This is a genomic window from Leifsonia sp. PARNA 1/14 (genome assembly GCF_055720965.1).
Map to the genome: position 1 here is coordinate 456858 of NZ_JBVQSP010000001.1, position 16232 is coordinate 473089.

General features: G+C 71.1%; 15 protein-coding genes. 14 read left to right on the forward strand and 1 reads right to left on the reverse strand.

Annotated features, from left to right (window positions below):
• Positions 1 to 13 precede the first annotated feature (13 nt).
• From AC0HS0_RS02280 to mfd, 11 genes are all read left to right on the forward strand, one after another.
• Positions 14 to 880 carry a sugar phosphate isomerase/epimerase family protein gene (locus AC0HS0_RS02280; RefSeq protein WP_472961377.1) on the forward strand — a complete coding sequence of 289 codons (867 nt, stop codon included), beginning with the start codon at positions 14 to 16 and terminating at the stop codon, positions 878 to 880.
• Positions 877 to 2010: a Gfo/Idh/MocA family protein gene (locus AC0HS0_RS02285; RefSeq protein WP_472961378.1), complete on the forward strand. Its 1134-nt coding sequence runs from the start codon at positions 877 to 879 to the stop codon at positions 2008 to 2010. Before AC0HS0_RS02280 ends, AC0HS0_RS02285 begins: the two co-directional genes overlap by 4 nt.
• Positions 2007 to 2870 (forward strand): sugar phosphate isomerase/epimerase family protein, encoded by an 864-nt coding sequence (locus AC0HS0_RS02290; RefSeq protein WP_472961379.1) that lies wholly within the window; start codon positions 2007 to 2009, stop codon positions 2868 to 2870. The genes AC0HS0_RS02285 and AC0HS0_RS02290 overlap by 4 nt, the downstream gene beginning before the upstream one ends.
• A complete protein-coding gene (locus AC0HS0_RS02295; RefSeq protein ID WP_472961381.1) occupies positions 2867 to 4138 on the forward strand; it encodes a mannitol dehydrogenase family protein in 1272 nt (423 codons plus the stop codon). The genes AC0HS0_RS02290 and AC0HS0_RS02295 overlap by 4 nt, the downstream gene beginning before the upstream one ends.
• Positions 4135 to 5385, forward strand: a complete 1251-nt coding sequence (gene manD / locus AC0HS0_RS02300; protein ID WP_472961383.1) for a D-mannonate dehydratase ManD — start codon at positions 4135 to 4137, stop codon at positions 5383 to 5385. The genes AC0HS0_RS02295 and manD overlap by 4 nt, the downstream gene beginning before the upstream one ends.
• A gap of 48 nt (positions 5386 to 5433) precedes the next feature.
• Positions 5434 to 5934, forward strand: coding sequence for a gluconokinase (locus tag AC0HS0_RS02305; protein WP_472961385.1), 501 nt, complete (start codon positions 5434 to 5436; stop codon positions 5932 to 5934).
• 166 nt (positions 5935 to 6100) lie between these two features.
• Positions 6101 to 6727 carry a 50S ribosomal protein L25/general stress protein Ctc gene (locus AC0HS0_RS02310; protein WP_472961387.1) on the forward strand — a complete coding sequence of 209 codons (627 nt, stop codon included), beginning with the start codon at positions 6101 to 6103 and terminating at the stop codon, positions 6725 to 6727.
• Positions 6728 to 6736: 9 nt separating this feature from the next.
• On the forward strand, positions 6737 to 7336 hold the full coding sequence (gene pth, locus AC0HS0_RS02315) for an aminoacyl-tRNA hydrolase (protein WP_472961389.1): 600 nt from the start codon (positions 6737 to 6739) through the stop codon (positions 7334 to 7336).
• 162 nt (positions 7337 to 7498) lie between these two features.
• A complete protein-coding gene (locus tag AC0HS0_RS02320; RefSeq protein WP_472961391.1) occupies positions 7499 to 8203 on the forward strand; it encodes an alpha/beta fold hydrolase in 705 nt (234 codons plus the stop codon).
• Entirely contained in the window at positions 8194 to 8892 is a 699-nt protein-coding gene (locus AC0HS0_RS02325; RefSeq protein WP_472961393.1) for a 4'-phosphopantetheinyl transferase family protein, read from the forward strand. Before AC0HS0_RS02320 ends, AC0HS0_RS02325 begins: the two co-directional genes overlap by 10 nt.
• A 10-nt stretch (positions 8893 to 8902) precedes the next feature.
• On the forward strand, positions 8903 to 12538 hold the full coding sequence (gene mfd / locus AC0HS0_RS02330; RefSeq protein WP_472961395.1) for a transcription-repair coupling factor: 3636 nt from the start codon (positions 8903 to 8905) through the stop codon (positions 12536 to 12538).
• A 78-nt stretch (positions 12539 to 12616) separates the two neighbouring features.
• On the opposite strand, the gene AC0HS0_RS02335 is transcribed toward mfd, so the two are convergent.
• A complete protein-coding gene (locus AC0HS0_RS02335; RefSeq protein ID WP_472961397.1) occupies positions 12617 to 13771 on the reverse strand; it encodes a Na+/H+ antiporter NhaA in 1155 nt (384 codons plus the stop codon).
• 125 nt (positions 13772 to 13896) lie between these two features.
• Here AC0HS0_RS02335 and AC0HS0_RS02340 point away from each other — a divergent pair, with 125 nt between their 5' ends.
• From AC0HS0_RS02340 to AC0HS0_RS02350, 3 genes are all read left to right on the forward strand, one after another.
• Positions 13897 to 14556, forward strand: a complete 660-nt coding sequence (locus AC0HS0_RS02340; protein WP_472961399.1) for a nucleoside triphosphate pyrophosphohydrolase — start codon at positions 13897 to 13899, stop codon at positions 14554 to 14556.
• A gap of 70 nt (positions 14557 to 14626) precedes the next feature.
• Positions 14627 to 15682 (forward strand): iron-siderophore ABC transporter substrate-binding protein, encoded by a 1056-nt coding sequence (locus AC0HS0_RS02345; RefSeq protein WP_472961400.1) that lies wholly within the window; start codon positions 14627 to 14629, stop codon positions 15680 to 15682.
• A 7-nt stretch (positions 15683 to 15689) separates the two neighbouring features.
• Positions 15690 to 16232, forward strand: a 543-nt coding sequence (locus AC0HS0_RS02350; protein WP_472961401.1) for an iron chelate uptake ABC transporter family permease subunit, incomplete at its 3' end; no start/stop codon positions are given.

Below are 16232 nucleotides of genomic sequence, written 5' to 3' on the forward strand. Positions count from 1 at the left end.
GCGGAGCAATCGAATGACCAGCGGAGGAGTGAAGTCAGTGAGTACCGTTTCGTGGGCCCTGTCCGGGTTCGGTGACGAGATCGACCCCGACCCGGCCGTCCAGGTCGCGGTGCTGCAGGCGCTCGGCGCCGACCACATCGAGGTGCGTAGCGCCTGGGGCGTCAACATCGTCGACCTCGACGACGACCAGCTCGACCGCTTGGCCGGCGTCTTCGACGAGCGCGGGATGCGCGTCTCCGCGATCGCATCGCCGATCGGCAAGGTCGACGTCACGCTGCCGGTGCAGCACGAGGTCGACCGGCTCGGCCGGGCGATCGCAGCGGCCCAGCGGCTCGGCGCCCGGTACATCCGGCTGTTCTCCTTCTACCGAGGGGAGGGTGTGCCGGTCGAGAGCATCCGCGACGACGTCATCGAGCGCATGCGCGCCCTCGCCGCCGAGGCCGAGCAGGCCGGCGTCGTGCTGCTGCACGAGAACGAGAAGGACATCTACGGCGACACCCCCGAGCGCTGCCTCGACATCGTCGAGTCGGTCGGCTCGCCTGCGTTGCGGCTGGCCTGGGACAGCGCCAACTTCGTGCAGGTGGGCGTCGCCGCGCCGTTCGACGACGGTTACGCGATGCTGCGCCCGCACCTCGAGTACCTGCAGGTGAAGGACGCACTGGCGGCGACCTCCGAGGTCACACCGGCCGGGGAGGGCGACGGCCAGCTGCTGCAGACCCTCACCGCGCTCCGCGACGACGGCTACACCGGGTTCGCCTCGCTCGAGCCGCACCTCACCGACGTGAACGCCCTCGGCGGCTTCTCGGGACCGGCGGCGTTCGGCGTCGCCGGCCGCGCCCTCCGCCGCCTGACCGACCAGATCGGAGTCACCCTCGCATGACCGCCCCCACCTCCGTGCCGCTGCGCGTCGCCCTCGTCGGCTGCGGCATCATCGGGCTCAACCACGCCCGCGCCATCCTCAAGCACCCCGACCTCGTGATCACCGCGCTCGTGGATGCCGTGCCCGCGGCTGCCACCGGGCTCGCCGATCAGCTGGTCTCGGAGTACGGCGCAGATCGCCCGGCCGAGTTCGCCGCCCTCGGTGACGCCCTGGCCGCCGCGGAGATCGATGTGGTCGTCATCTGCACGCCGAGCGGCCTCCACGTCGTGTTCGCCGAGGAGGCGCTCGCCGCGGGCAAGCACGTCGTCATCGAGAAGCCGCTCGACGTCTCGCTGCCGCGGGCGCGCGAGATCCTCGCACTGTCGCGCCGCGCCGAGCAGGACGGGCTGGTCGTCTCGGTGATCAGCCAGCACCGCTTCGACCCGGCCTCCCGCGTCGTCGCCGATGCCGCGCACTCGGGAGGCTTCGGCCGCCTGACCAGCGGCATCGCCTCCGTCGCCTGGTGGCGCAGTCAGGAGTACTACGACTCCGGGCAGTGGCGCGGCACCTGGGAGCTCGACGGCGGCGGAGCCGTGATGAACCAGGGCGTGCACACCGTCGACCTCCTGGTCTGGTTCCTCGGCACGCCGGTCGAGATCGATGCGCGTACCGCGCTGCTGGCGCACGAGCGGGTCGAGATCGAAGACGTCGCGGTCGCGACGATCCGCTTCGAGTCGGGCGCGCTCGCCGTGCTGCACGCGACGACCGCCGCCTACCCCGGGCTGTCGGTGCGGCTGCAGGTGCACGGCGACCGGGGTTCGGCGATCATCGACGACGACCAGCTCGAATACTTCGTGACCGCGGGGTCCGACGGCAACCGCGCCGCCGACGTCGTGCCCGCCGGTGAGGTGCGCGGCGGTGACCGCGGACCGGAGCAGTTCGTCGTCGGCCATCTGCGTCAGTACGAGGACATCGTCGACGCCGTCCGAGAGCGTCGCGCCCCCGGCGTGACCGTCGCCGACGCGTTCCTCTCGCTCGCCGTCGTGCGGGCCGTCTACCTCTCGGCAACGCTCGGCCGGCCCGTGCTCCTGGACGACGTGCTCGACGGCTCCCTCGACGAGGTCGTCGTCACGACGGGGGTGAACGCATGAAGTTCTCCGTCTTCACCGCCTCCACCCCCGACTGGACGCCCGACGAGGCCGTGCGGAACATCGCGGCACAGGGCTGGGACGGCATCGAATGGCGCATCGTCGACCAGGAGCCCGCTGCAGAGCCGGGATTCTGGGCCGGCAACCGCGCGACCTGGCCACTCACCGGCGTGGAGGAGTCCCTTCCTGAGATCGCACGCCTGACCCGGGAGGCCGGGCTCGAGTTCTCCGGCATCGGCGGCTACGCGCGCGCCGACGACCACGCGAACGTCGACCGGATGCTCGCCGCGACCGCTCAGCTCGGCGCGCGCCAGGTTCGTGTCGCGATGCCCCGGACCGACACGGGGGAGTACCGCGAGCTGTTCGCGGCCACCCGACGCGACGTGGAGCGGGCGGCGTCCGCCGCTGCCTCCCTGGGCGTGAAGGCGCTCGTCGAGCTGCACCACGAGACGATCACGCCCTCGGCTTCTGCCGCGTTCCGCCTGCTCGACGGACTCGACCCCGAGGCCGTGGGCGTCATCCACGACCTCGGCAACCTGGTGATCGAAGGCCAGGAGCGCACGCTCTCCGCCCTCCAGCTGCTCGGGCCGTACCTGGCACACGTGCATGTGAAGAACGTCGCCTGGCTGGCGGGTGAGCCGGAGGAGGACGGCACGGTGCGCTGGCGCCACGAGTGGGCGCCGCTCCGCTCGGGCGCCGGCGACCTCGACGACTACTTCCGCGCGTTGCACGAGTTCGGCTATGACGGATGGGTGACCAGCGAGGACTTCTCGACGGCGGTGCCGCTCGCCGAGCGTACGCGAGACAATCTCGCCTACCTGCGCGCCGTGGAGGCGCGGACCCGAGCAGCGGTGTCGGCATGACCTTCCCGTCGCGGTCGGTGCGCCACCCGGTCCGGGTGGCCCACTTGGGTCTGGGGGCGTTCCATCGTGCGCACCAGGCCTGGTACACGCAGCGCGCCGGCGACGGCTCCGGCATCGCCGCCTTCACCGGGCGCAGCGCGGAGGCCGCCCGGGTGCTGGCCGCTCAGGACGCGGTCTACACCCTCCTCGAACGGGGAGCGGACCGCGACAGCGCCACCCTCATGGAGGCGCTGAGCGAGGTGCACGACGGGGCCGACCTCGAGGCGTGGCGGCGGGTGATGGCCGATCCGGAGGTCGGCGTCCTCACCCTCACGGTCACCGAGGCCGGCTACCGGCCGGGCTCGGCGGCGCCGGCGCGCGTGCTGGACGGCCTCCGGGCGCGGCATGCCGCGGGAGCCGGCGGGATCGCGGTCGTCAGCTGCGACAACCTCCCCGAGAACGGGCGCGTGATCCGCGACGCCGTGCTCGCGCTGGCGGAGCCCGGATCGGAGCTGGAGGACTGGATCGGCGCCGAGGTGTCGTTCGTCTCCTCCATGGTCGACCGCATCACCCCGGCGACCACCGACGCCGACCGGGAGGCCGTGCGCCGCCTCACCGGGTGGGATGACGCGGCGCCCGTCGTGACCGAGCCGTTCGCCGAGTGGGTGCTCGCCGGGAGCTTCCCCGCGGGCCGACCCGCCTGGGAGACGGCCGGTGCGCAGTTCGTCGACGACATCGCGCCGTACGAGCGCCGCAAACTCTGGCTCCTGAACGCCGGACACTCCCTGCTGGCCTACCACGGCCTCGCGGCGGGCCACGAGACCGTGGCCCAGGCCGTCGCCGACCCGGCGCTCGCCGCCGAGCTCGACCTGCTCTGGAGCGAGCAGCGCACCGAGCTGCCGTTCGACGCCCCGACGGTGGACGAGGCGCTCGCCGCCCTGCGCACCCGCTTCGGCAACGCGCGCATCGAGCACCGGCTCGCCCAGATCGGCACCGACGGCTCGCAGAAGCTCGGCCCCCGCATCCTGGACCCGTTGCGCAGCCGCCTCGCCGCCGGCCGCGAGCCGGGGCGTGCCCAGCTCGGAGTGCTCGCCGCGTGGTCCGGCCACCTCGCCGGCCCTGACGTCCGCGACCCGGGCGCGGCGGCGCTCGTCGAACGGCTGCGGGACGCCGAGGGGCCGCGCGAGCGCGCGATCGCCGTGCTCGACGCGCTGGCCCCCGACCTCACCGACCTGACCGACCCCCTCGCCGAGCGGATCGCCGCCCGGCAGCAAGGAGCACACGCATGAGAATCACCGCAGCAGACGTCCTCGTCTCCAGCCCCGGACGCAACTTCGTCACCCTGCGCATCACGACCGAGGACGGCGTCACCGGCCTCGGCGACGCCACGCTCAACGGCCGCGAGCTCGCGGTCGCGGCGTACCTCAGTGAGCACGTCGTGCCGCTCCTGATCGGGCGGGACGCGCACGCGATCGAGGACACCTGGCAGTACCTCTACCGGGGCGCCTACTGGCGTCGCGGCCCGGTGACGATGGCCTCCATCGCCGCCGTCGACACCGCGCTCTGGGACATCAAGGCCAAGGTCGCCGGCCTCCCGCTCTATCAGCTGCTCGGCGGGCGCAGCCGCGAGGGCCTGCTGGTCTACGGTCACGCCTCCGGAGCCGAGCTGCCGGAGCTGTTCGACTCCATCAACGAGCACCTGGAAGAGGGCTATCGGGCGGTGCGCGTGCAAACCGGCATCCCTGGGCTGCCGTCGGTGTATGGGGTCGCGTCGAGCAAGAACGCCGCGGCAGGGGCCGGGACCGGCTCGGACGCGCGCTACGACTACGAGCCCGCTCGCCGCAGCGCCGTTCCGGTGGAGGAGACCTGGGACACCCGCGCCTACCTGCGCCACGCGCCGACCGTCTTCGAGGCCGTGCGCAACGAGTTCGGCCCGGAGCTGCCGCTGCTGCACGACGCCCACCACCGGCTGACGCCGATCCAGGCGGCGAAGCTCGGCAAGTCGCTCGAGCCGTACGACCTCTTCTGGCTGGAGGACGTCACCCCGGCCGAGAACCAGGCCGTGCTGCGCCGGGTGCGCGAGCACACGACGACGCCGCTCGCGATCGGAGAGGTGTTCAACACGATCTGGGACTACCGGGAGCTGTTCGAGGAGCAGCTGATCGACTACGTCCGCTCCCCGGTCACCCACGCCGGCGGCATCACCGGGCTGCGCCGGATCTTCGACTACGCGGCCGTGTACCAGATCAAGTCGGGCGTGCACGGCCCGACCGACGTGTCGCCCGTGGGCCTGGCGGCGGCCATCCACTTGGGGATCGCCATCCCGAACTTCGGCATCCAGGAGTACATGCAGCACAGCCCCACGACGCACGAGGTGTTCCGCACGACCTACACGTTCGAAGACGGCATGCTCAAGCCCGGCGAGGCCCCCGGTCTCGGCGTCGACTACGACGTCGTCGTCGCAGGCTCCTTCCCCTACGAGGCCGCCTACCTCCCGGTCAACCGCCTCCTCGACGGCTCCATGCACGACTGGTGACCCGTCCGTCGGTCGGAGAATAGGAGGACGGGAGCAGGAGGAGCGCGCGTGGGAGTACGAGTAGTCGTGATGGGCGTGTCGGGATCCGGCAAGTCGACGGTCGGGCGTGAGGTGGCCGACGCGCTCGGCGCGTCGTTCGTGGACGGCGACGACCTCCACCCGGCGGTCAACGTCGCGAAGATGACCGCAGGGATCCCGCTGACCGACGTCGACCGCGAGCCCTGGTTGCGCGCGGTGGGGCGCACGCTCGCCGAGGGCGGCGACGCCGGGATGGTCGTCGCCTGCTCCGCACTCAAGCGCTCCTACCGCGACCTGATACGCAGCGAGGCCCCCGGCGCCGTCTTCGCCGAGCTCGACGGCACGCGCGAGCTGCTTCAGGAGCGGATGATCCGGCCGGGGCACTTCATGCCGGCCTCCCTGCTCGACTCGCAGCTCGCGACCCTGGAGCCCCTCCAGCCCGACGAGGCCGGCCTCCGCCTCGACATCGCCGCGTCGCCCGGCGACCTCGTCGCCGCGATCGTGGATCGCGTCGAGCGCCGGGTCGGGTAGACTGGGCCACTGAACTTCGGCGAGGGATGCGTCACGCATCCGTAATCGACGCGGTGGAGCAGGCTTCGCAGTCTTTCCTCGCGCACTTCGATGCGCTCGAGTCGAACACCCAACACTGCGAGCCCAGGGCTCGCCCGAGAGCCGGCATCGCCGGCAAGGAGGCATCATGGCTGACGAGTCCAACAAGGTCGTCGCGGAGGTCCGCGACAGCTTCGGCAAGGGCGCTGCCCGCAAGATCCGCGCCGCGGGCAAGATCCCCGCGGTCATCTACGGCCACGGCACCGACCCGGTCCACATCACCGTCCCGGCCCACCAGGTCGGCCTGCTGCTCCGCAAGGCCAACGCGGTGCTCGACCTCGACATCGACGGCACTCACCAGCTCACGCTGGTGAAGGACGTCCAGAAGGACCCGGTGCTCCAGATCATCGAGCACCTCGACCTCCTGGTCGTGCGTCGCGGCGAGAAGGTCCAGGTCGAGGTGCCCGTGCACGTCGAGGGCGAGCCGTTCTCCGGCACCATCGCGGTGCTGGACATCCCGACCCTCAAGCTCGAGGTCGAGGCCACCCACATCCCCGAGCGCATCGTCATCGACGTCACCGACGCCGAAGAGGGCACGCAGTACCACGCCAAGGACTTCGCGCTTCCGGCCGGCGCCGTGCTCGCCGAAGACGAGGAGCTCCTGATCCTCAACATCGTCGTGCCCGCCGCCGCGCGTGCCGACGAGGAGGAGGAGGCCGAGGAGGCCGCCGCCGAGGAGGCCGCCGAGGGCGCCGCCGAAGATTCCGCGGAGTAATCACTCCCCATGGCCGATCCTCTGCAGCAGGAGGGCCCTTGGCTCGTGGTCGGGCTCGGGAATCCCGGGCCCGGCTACGCCGCCACGCGTCACAATGTGGGCCAGATGGTGCTCGACGAGCTCGCTTCGCGCGGACGTCTCACCTTCAAGACCCACAAGACGAACGCCACGGTCGCCGAGGGGCGTCTCGCCCCCGGCGGGCCGCGGTTCGTCCTGGCCAAGCCCAACACGTTCATGAACGTGTCGGGCGGCCCGGTGTCGCAGCTTCTCCGGTTCTACTCGCTCGACCCGTCGAGGCTGATCGTCGTGCAGGACGAACTGGACATCCCCTTCGACACCCTCAAGCTCAAGTTCGGTGGAGGCCACGGAGGCCATAACGGCGTCCGCGACGTGATCGCCGCCACGGGCACCGGCGACTTCACGCGGGTGCGCGTGGGCGTCGGCCGGCCTCCCGGCGCACGAGCGGCCGCCGACCACGTGCTCGCCGGCTTCAGCTCGGCCGAGCGCAAGACCTTGCCGATCCTTGTGGGCGACGCCGCCGACGCTGTCGAGCAGATCGCGACCCACGGCCTGACTGCCGCGCAGAACCGCTTCCACACCGAGCGCTGAGGGTCGGGCGATCTCGTCGGGCAGGCGACGGGATCGACTGCCGCCGCCTATTCGCGGGTGAGATCCGAGGTGTGTCCTCCCCAGGATCCCGTGCCGCACGTTCAGCCAGAGCGTGGCCGACGTGAGGCTCAGGCCCAGGACGACGGGGTACCGTCTCGGTCCATGAAGTTGTACACGCGCGAGTGGGGCACTGGCGACCGCTACGCGGTTCTGGTCCACGGCGTCATGTCCGACTCGCGCAATTGGCGGCGGGTCGGTCCGGTGCTCGCCGAGCGCGGCTATCACGTGGTCGCCGTCGACCTGCGCGGTCACGGCCACAGCCCGCGCGCTGCGGAGTACACCGCCGATCTCATGGCGGAGGACATCCTCGAGACGGTCCCGTACGCGCCGGAGCTGGTGATGGGACACTCGCTCGGCGGACTCACGGTGAGCCTCGCGGTCGACCGGCTCCACCCCGAGCGCGCGGTCTACGTCGACCCCGCGTTCTCGTGCCCGGCGGCGGGCTGGCTCCAGTTGAAGCTCGCGCCCGCCTTCCTCCGCACGCTCGCCCGGCAGTCGGCGGCGAAGATCGCCAAGCGCAACCCGCGCTGGGATCCCGTCGACGTGGCGATCGAACGCGAGACGTTCGAGTCGTTCCACCGCGCCGCGATCCCTGCCGTGCTCTCGCCCGACGTGATGCGCGCTCCCGAGCACTTGGCGGTACCGTCGCTGGTGATGCTCGCCGACAACTCCTATCTGGTGAAGCCGCGGGTGGCCGAACGCCTCCGCGAGACCGGCTTCGATGTGCGCGTGGTCGCGGGAAGCGGTCATGTGATCAACCGTGATGACCACGACGGATTCATGCAGGCGCTGGACGGATGGATCTGAGCCTCGTCGTCGTCGCGAAGACCCGAGAGGTCCTCGCCCTCCTGCCGGCCGGTCCGCTCGGCCGGGCGGCGGAGGCGCGTCGCCGCGCACTGCGGTCGCCGGCCGACCGGGACGATTTCGTGGCCGCCCGCCTGCTCGCTGTTCGGGTCCTCCAGGAGGCGGGCGCTCGAGACATCGCGCCGGCGGCGCTGCAGCAGCGCTGCGCTGTCTGCGGCAGGGCGCACGGCCGGCCGCTGCCGGTCTCCGGGCTGCACGTGAGCTGGTCGCACTCGCGCGGCTGGGTCGCCGCGGCTGCGTCGCCCGCGCCGCTCGGCGTGGACGTCGAAGTGTTCGCCGACGCCGACATCGAGCACGGCGGCATTCCGCACGCCGCGCTCACTCTCTCGGAACGGGCGCTCCTGGCAGCCGCGATCGATCCCGCGCGCGCATTCCGCCTGGTCTGGACCGCGAAAGAGGCCTGTGTCAAGGCGGGCGTCGCGCAACTGGACGATCTCGGAGGGTTCGGCGTGCTCGCCGCAGCCGACCGGCTCGTCCCGTCGTTCGGCTCTCTGCTGCTCAGCAGCCGCGGGTTCCGCGGGGCGACCGCGGCGGCGGCATCCGAGGCGCCGCTGACCTGGCACACCCTCGGCGGGAGCGGGGAACTCCTCCACCTTCCCGGCAGCGGTCGTGCTGTCGGTGCCCCCGCGTAGACTTGCCCGAGTGATACTGCAGGGCTTGATCGCGGCGCTCGAGCGCGCCTCCACGTTCTCCGACGCACTGGCCTATGCGGCGCGCGACGCCGACTTCTCGTTGACCGATGGCCTGCGCGTGCCCCTTCTCGCCGGCCTGGTCGGCAAGCGCGCGGCCGCGGGAGCCTCGCAGGCCGTGCTCGTCATCACGGCGACCGGCCGCGAGTCGGAGTCGGTGCGCGCCGCGCTCCCGTGCGTGCTCCCCGATGCCGAGATCGTCGAGTTCCCGGCGTGGGAGACGCTGCCGCACGAACGGCTGAGCCCGAGCCCCGAGATCGTCGGCAAGCGCCTCGTCGCACTGCGGCGGCTGGCCGACTGGTCCGCCGCTCGCGACGCGGGGGAGGCGAGCCATCCGTTCGTCCTGGTCGCGTCCGTCCGCGCCGCCCTGCAGCCGCTCGCCGACAACCTGACCGACTACGACACGATCGCGCTCGATGCGGGAGGCCGCGGCTTCGACCTCGGCGGGCTCGCCCTCCACCTGGTCGACCTGGCGTACGCGCGGGTCGACATGGTGACCCGGCGCGGCGAGTTCGCGGTGCGCGGCGGCATCCTCGACGTCTTCCCGCCGACCGCCGAGCACCCCTACCGGGTGGATTTCTTCGGCGACGAAGTCGAGCAGATCCGGGCGTTCTCCGTCGCGGACCAACGATCGCTGCCCGAACCGATCCCGTCGGTGTCGCTGCCGCCGAGTCGCGAGCTGCTGCTCAGTGAGCCGGTGCGGCAGCGGGCCCGCGAGATGGAGCACGAGTTCCCCAGCCTGTCCGCGATGCTCGCCAAGATCGGCGAGGGCATCCCGGTGGAGGGCATGGAGTCGCTCGCGCCCGCGCTCGTCGACCGGCTCGTGCCGCTCACGCACTACCTCCCCGAGGGTGCCGCAGTGGCGGTGCTGTCGCCCGAGCGGGTCGCCTCCCGCGCGGTGAGCCTCGCCGAGACCAACCGCGAGTTCCTCTCTGCCGCCTGGAGCGCAGCCACCGTCGGCGCCGCCGCTCCGATCGATCTCGCCGCCGGAGACTTCCTCACCCTGCAGAAGCTGCGCGACTCGGTGAAGTTCAGCCGGCCCGGCCAGCAGAGCCCCGACCACCCGTGGTGGACGTTCTCCGGGTTCCAGGCCGACGCGATGGACGAAGCGCCGCTCGAGCGCGAGGTGGAGGAATACCTTCAGGTGCGCGTCGCGGCGGAGGCCGTGCCCAGCTTCCAGGGCAACGTCACCGGGGCCGTCGAACATGTGGCGCAGCGCCTCCGCGGCGGCTGGCAGGTCGCGATCGTCGCCGAGGGCGCCGGTCTGGTGGAGCGGGCGGCGCAGGTGCTCGCCGATGCGGAGCTCCCCGCACGTCCGGTCGACGCGTTCCCCGAGAACCCGGAGCCCGGGGTGGCCTACCTGCTGCGGGCGAACGTCGAGCACGGCTTCGAGATGCCGGAAGACAAGCTGGCGCTGATCGGCGAGAGCGAGTTCTACGGGCGCTCGGTCGGCTACGAGTCGCGGCAGGTCAAGAAGCTCGCCACCCGGCGTAAGAACGTCGTCGACCCGCTGGCTCTGAAGCCCGGCGACTACGTGGTGCACGAGACGCACGGCATCGGCAAGTTCCTCGAGCTGACGCAGCGCGAGGTGTCGAGCGGCGGCCGCAACGCCGTCAAGTCGAAGCGCGAGTACCTGGTTCTCGAGTACGCGCCCTCCAAGCGCGGCTATCCCGGCGACAAGCTCTACGTGCCCACCGACCAGCTCGACCTCCTGACCCGGTACGTCGGCGGCGATGCCCCGCAGCTGTCCAAGATGGGCGGCAGCGACTGGTCGGCCGCCAAGGGCCGCGCCCGGCGCGCGGTGCGCGACATCGCCGTCGAGCTCGTCAAGCTGTACTCGGCGCGCATGGCCAGCAAGGGCCACTCCTTCGGGCCCGACACCCCGTGGCAGCGCGAGCTCGAGGAGGCGTTCCCCTTCGCCGAGACGCACGACCAGCTGCAGACGATCGACGAGGTCAAGGCCGATATGGAGCGGCCGATCCCGATGGACCGGCTGATCTCGGGCGACGTCGGTTTCGGCAAGACCGAGATCGCGGTCCGTGCGGCGTTCAAGGCGATCCAGGACGGCAAGCAGGTGGCGATGCTGGTGCCGACGACCCTGCTGGTCAAACAGCACGCGGAGACCTTCCTCGAACGCTTCGCCGGCTTCCCCATCCACCTGCGCCAGCTCAGCCGGTTCCAATCCGACAAGGACGCACGCGAGACCCTGCGCGGCATGGCCGACGGCACCGTCGACATCGTGATCGGCACGCACCGCATCCTCGCCGACGGCGTGACGTTCAAAGACCTCGGGCTCGTCATCATCGACGAGGAGCAGCGGTTCGGCGTGGAGCACAAGGACGCGCTGAAGAAGCTCAAGACCAACGTCGACATCCTGGCGATGAGTGCGACGCCGATCCCGCGCACGCTCGAGATGGCGGTCACCGGCATCCGCGAGATGTCGACGCTCGCCACTCCGCCAGAGGACCGGCACCCGATCCTGACGTTCGTCGGGCCGTACTCCGAGCGCCAGGTCGCCGCCGCCATCCGGCGCGAGCTGCTGCGCGAGGGTCAGGTGTTCTTCGTGCACAACCGCGTCGGCTCGATCTCGGCGACCGCGGCCAAGCTGGCCGAGCTGGTGCCGGAGGCGCGCATCGCCGTCGCGCACGGCCGCATGAACGAGCGCGCTCTCGAACAGGTCGTGGTGGACTTCTGGGAGCGCAAGTTCGACGTCCTCGTCTCGACGACCATCATCGAGACCGGCCTGGACATCTCCAATGCCAACACGATCATCATCGACCGCGCCGACAAGTACGGCCTGAGCCAGCTGCACCAGCTCCGCGGCCGGGTCGGCCGCGGGCGCGAGCGGGCGTACGCGTACTTCCTGTGGGACGAGGACAAGCCGCTGAGCGAGACGGCGCACGACCGCCTGTCGACCATCGCGGCCAACAACGACCTCGGCAGCGGCATGCAGGTCGCGCTCAAAGACCTCGAGATCCGCGGCGCGGGCAACCTCCTGGGCGGGGAGCAGTCCGGCCACATCGCGGGCGTGGGCTTCGACCTGTACCTGCGGATGATCGGGGAGGCCGTCTCGACGTTCCGCGGCGAGGTCGCCGAGGGCCAGACCGAGCTGCGGCTCGAGCTGCCCGTCGACGCGCACATCCCCGAGGAATACGTCGACAGCGAGCGGCTGAGGCTGGAGGCCTACCAGAAGCTCTCGACCGCGAGCTCGCCGGCGGCGAAGGACGGCCAGATCGACCTGGTGCTGGAGGAGCTCACCGATCGCTACGGGGAGCCTCCCGAGCCGGTCGTGAACCTGATCGCCGTTTCGCGGCTGCGGCGGGCGGCCCAGCGTGCGGGCCTGGGGGAGGTCGTGGCGATGGGCTCGAACCTCCGCCTCGCGCCGGCGCTGCTACCGGACTCGCTGCAGGTGCGCCTCCAGCGCATGTACCCGGGCTCGAAGTATCACGCCGCTCCCAAGGTGGCGACGGTCCCGCTGCCGCGCGTGAACGGCGAGGCGCCCGACGACTCGGCGCTCATCGAATGGGTTGCGAGCCTGCTCGGCGCCCTCTTCCCGACCCCGGAGCCGGCCACCGAACCCGCCGCCTGACTCCCCGCTCGACGCGCCGCATTCGTCACGAATGTCGTGTTTCGTGCCACGAATCGCGACATTCGTGACGAAAAGTCGTCAGCGATCGCCCGCATGCGGGTGCAGCCTCCGGTTTCGGCGGGCGAGCAGCGAGACGAGCACGCCGCTCAGCACGATCGAGACGGCGGATCCCAGCAGGACGGCGATCGTCCCCTCCGCACGGACGGTCGCCGATCCGGCGAACGCCAGCTCGTTCATCAGCAGCGACACCGTGAAGCCGATTCCGCCGAGGGCCGCGATCGTCACGAGCGCGAACAACGGGATGCGCCCGCGCTCGTGCCGCGGGCGCGTGAACGAGCCCAGCCAGCCGCCCAGCGTGATCCCCACAAGCTTGCCCACCGGCAGCGCGATCAGGATGCCCCAGAACGCCGGCGACAGCTCGCTCGGCGACACCGCGGGTATGACCACGAGCGCAGCCGAGAACGCGAACAGCGGCAGGATGAGGCCGTTCGACCACGGCTCGAGCGCGTGCGTCACGCGACTGGCGGGAGCGCGCGACATGACGAGGCCGAGGGCCACGCCGGCGATCGTCGCGTGCACGCCCGAGTCGTAGACCAGCCACCACGTCAGCACCGCGAGCAGCACCATCAGGATCCCGATCGGCCAGCGCAGCCTTCCGCGCAGCAGCCGGCTCAGGAGGCCGAACGCCGCGACGACCACAGCCGCCGCTGCGAGTTCGAGGAGGTTCGGGTCGGTCGTGAAGAACACCGCGATGATGAGGATGGCGACCAGGTCGTCCAGAACAGCGAGCGCCAGGAGGAAGACCCGCATCCGGTTCGGCAGTCCGCGTCCGAAGACGGCGAGCACGCCGAGTGCGAAGGCGATGTCGGTCGCGGTCGGGATGGGCCAGCCGTCCGCGAGCCCGGAGCCACCGGCGATCGCCAGGTAGATCAGCGCGGGGACGAGGACGCCGCACGCCGCCGCGATCGCGGGGTGGATCGCCTTGGCGAACGAGTTGAGCTCGCCGGCGACGAGCTCGTGCTTGAGCTCGACCGCGACGATGAAGAAGAAGATCGCCAGCAGGCCGTCGCTGATCCAGTGCCCGACGCTCAGGTCGACGAGGCCGCCGCCGAGGTGGGCGTGCTGGAGGTCGAGCAGCGCAGGGCCGACGGCCGTGTTCGCGAGCAGGAGGCCGAGCGCTGCGGCGCCGAGGAGGAGGCCGGCGGCGGTGCGTTCGGAGCGGATGATGCTCATCGGGAAGCCTCTCGTGCGCGGTCGGGAACGACATTCGCCGACCAGACTTCCCGGCACACCAGTCGTTCAGTGTAGCGGGCGATCGCGGTGAGAGGATGAACGTATCCCGACGGGAGGAGCATCCCATGACCGACGTTGCGCCCACCAGACTCGACGAGCTCGTCGCGGTGATGGCCCGACTCCGCGCCCCGGGAGGCTGCCCGTGGGACGCCGATCAGACGCACGAGTCGCTCGTGCAGTACCTGATCGAGGAGTCGTACGAACTCATCGAGGCGATCGAGACCGGTGACCGCGACGCGATGCTCGAAGAACTCGGCGATGTGCTCTATCAGGTGCTGTTCCACGCGGACATCGCCGCCCACACGCCGGGGGAGGACTTCGACATCCAGGATGTCGCCGAGCACATGACCCGCAAGATGGTCGGCCGGCACCCGCACGTCTTCGGCGGCGACCGCACGGCGGAGACGGCCGAGGATGTCGTCGGCTTCTGGGACGACCTCAAGAAGGCCGAGAAGCCCGGCCGAACGAGTGTGCTCGACGGCATCCCGCAGGCGATGCCCTCCCTCGCGTTGGCCGACAAGCTGCTCGGCCGGGCGGAGAAGGTCGGCCTCCTCGATCTGAGCGAGTCGGGCGGCGTGCAGGTGTCGGGGGAGGACGAGCTGGGGCCGCTGCTGCTGGCCATCGTGGCGTCGGCCAAGGCGCAGGGTCTGGACGCCGAGCGCGCCCTCCGATCGACGCTGCGGGAGCTGCAGGAGGAGATCCGCGAGCAGGAAGCATCCGTTTAGGTTAGGCTTACCTAATGTGCCACGTCGGCACGCTTCCCATCTGTGCCACGGCACCCTCGTGAGGAGAGTCATGCCTGAAATCGCACGCTCCGGCCTTCGCCGGTCGCGTCTCGTCCTGTCGTTCGCCGCCGTCGTCTCGGCCGCCGCCCTCGCCCTGACCGGGTGTTCCGCGAGCGGATCCGGCGCCGAGAGCTCGTCCTCCGGCTCCGCCGGGAGCTTCCCCGTGACGATCGACAGTGCGCTCGGCAAGACCACCATCGACGCCGCCCCCAAGCGGGTCGCCACCTGGGGCTGGGGCGCGCAAGACATCGCGCTCGCGCTCGGGATCGTGCCGGTCGCGATGCCGAAGTTCACGTACGGCGGCGACGCGAACGGCCTCCTGCCCTGGGACGCCGACAAGATCAAGCAGCTGAAGGGCACAACGCCCGAGCTCCTCGACGCCGACTCCGGCGAGGTGCCGTTCGAGCAGTTCGTCAAGGCGAAGCCCGACGTCATCCTCGCTCCGTACTCCGGCCTCACCCAGACCGAGTTCGACACTCTGAGCAAGATCGCCCCGGTCGTCGCCTACCCCGAGAAGCCGTGGGCGACCAGCTGGCGCGACCAGACTGCGATCGTCGGCAAGGCCCTCGGCCTGTCGTCGGAGGCCTCCGACCTGGTCACGAAGACCGAGGACTCGGTCGCCGCGCTCGCCGACAAGTACCCGGTCATCAAGGACAAGACGTTCTTCTACGCCGCCGCCAACGAGCCCGGCGTGCTCAACGTCTACCGCGCGGAGGACCCGCGCGTGCAGCTGCTGAACGACCTCGGGATGAAGAACTCGCCGAGCATCGCGACCCTCGACTCGTCGAAGGGCGACGGCAGCTTCTTCTACCAGCTCAGCTACGAGAACCTCTCCAAGATCGACACCGACCTGCTGGTGATGTACTTCGACAAGCAGTCGTCGGTCGACGCCTTCACTGCCGACCCGCTGGTCGCCGCGATGCCGACGGTCAAGGAGGGCCGCTTCGCCCCGATCGTCGGGGAGTCGTTCGTCGCGGCGACGAGCGCCCCGAGCGTGCTCAGCATCCCGTGGATGCTCGACCGATACGTGCCGCAGCTGGCCGCCGCGGCCGAGAAGGTCAAGTAGCCGCTCGATGCCCACTGGTGTCGCCACCGCCGGCGCCGGACGCACGGGGGAGGCCCCCGCTCGCGTCCGGCGCCGTCGGCGTGCGCTGATCGGCTTCGTGGTCGCCGTCGCGGCGCTGCTGGTGGTGTGCGTGCTGAGCCTGATGGTCGGTGCGCGGACCATCGCGCCCGCGGACGTCCTCCACGCGCTGACGCATTACTCGGCGACCGACGACGACTCCCTGGTCGTCGTCGGCAGCCGGCTCCCGCGCACGCTGCTCGGCCTCGCGGCCGGGCTGGCGCTGGGGCTCGCCGGCACCGTCATGCAGGGCCTCTCGCGCAACCCGCTGGCGGACCCCGGTATCCTCGGCGTCAACTTCGGAGCCTCCCTCGCCGTCGTCGTCGCGATCGCGTTCCTCGGGGTCACCGCCGTCTCCGGGTACGTGTGGTTCGCGTTCGCCGGTGCGGCGCTCGCCGCCGGGCTCGTCTACGCCGTCTCGGCCGTCGGGCGGGAGGGTGCGACTCCGGTCAAGCTCGCGCTCGCCGGCGCTGCGGTCTCGGCCGCCCTGGTC

Excerpts from the sequence above, each read along its gene's own strand:
- AC0HS0_RS02280 (WP_472961377.1), top strand. The coding sequence starts at position 14 with ATGACCAGCGGAGGAGTGAAGTCAGTGAGTACCGTTTCGTGGGCCCTG.
- AC0HS0_RS02285 (WP_472961378.1), top strand. The coding sequence starts at position 877 with ATGACCGCCCCCACCTCCGTGCCGCTGCGCGTCGCCCTCGTCGGCTGC.
- AC0HS0_RS02290 (WP_472961379.1), top strand. The coding sequence starts at position 2,007 with ATGAAGTTCTCCGTCTTCACCGCCTCCACCCCCGACTGGACGCCCGAC.
- AC0HS0_RS02295 (WP_472961381.1), top strand. The coding sequence starts at position 2,867 with ATGACCTTCCCGTCGCGGTCGGTGCGCCACCCGGTCCGGGTGGCCCAC.
- manD (WP_472961383.1), top strand. The coding sequence starts at position 4,135 with ATGAGAATCACCGCAGCAGACGTCCTCGTCTCCAGCCCCGGACGCAAC.
- AC0HS0_RS02310 (WP_472961387.1), top strand. The coding sequence starts at position 6,101 with ATGGCTGACGAGTCCAACAAGGTCGTCGCGGAGGTCCGCGACAGCTTC.
- pth (WP_472961389.1), top strand. The coding sequence starts at position 6,737 with ATGGCCGATCCTCTGCAGCAGGAGGGCCCTTGGCTCGTGGTCGGGCTC.
- AC0HS0_RS02320 (WP_472961391.1), top strand. The coding sequence starts at position 7,499 with ATGAAGTTGTACACGCGCGAGTGGGGCACTGGCGACCGCTACGCGGTT.
- AC0HS0_RS02325 (WP_472961393.1), top strand. The coding sequence starts at position 8,194 with ATGGATCTGAGCCTCGTCGTCGTCGCGAAGACCCGAGAGGTCCTCGCC.
- AC0HS0_RS02335 (WP_472961397.1), bottom strand. The coding sequence starts at position 13,771 with ATGAGCATCATCCGCTCCGAACGCACCGCCGCCGGCCTCCTCCTCGGC.
- AC0HS0_RS02340 (WP_472961399.1), top strand. The coding sequence starts at position 13,897 with ATGACCGACGTTGCGCCCACCAGACTCGACGAGCTCGTCGCGGTGATG.
- AC0HS0_RS02345 (WP_472961400.1), top strand. The coding sequence starts at position 14,627 with ATGCCTGAAATCGCACGCTCCGGCCTTCGCCGGTCGCGTCTCGTCCTG.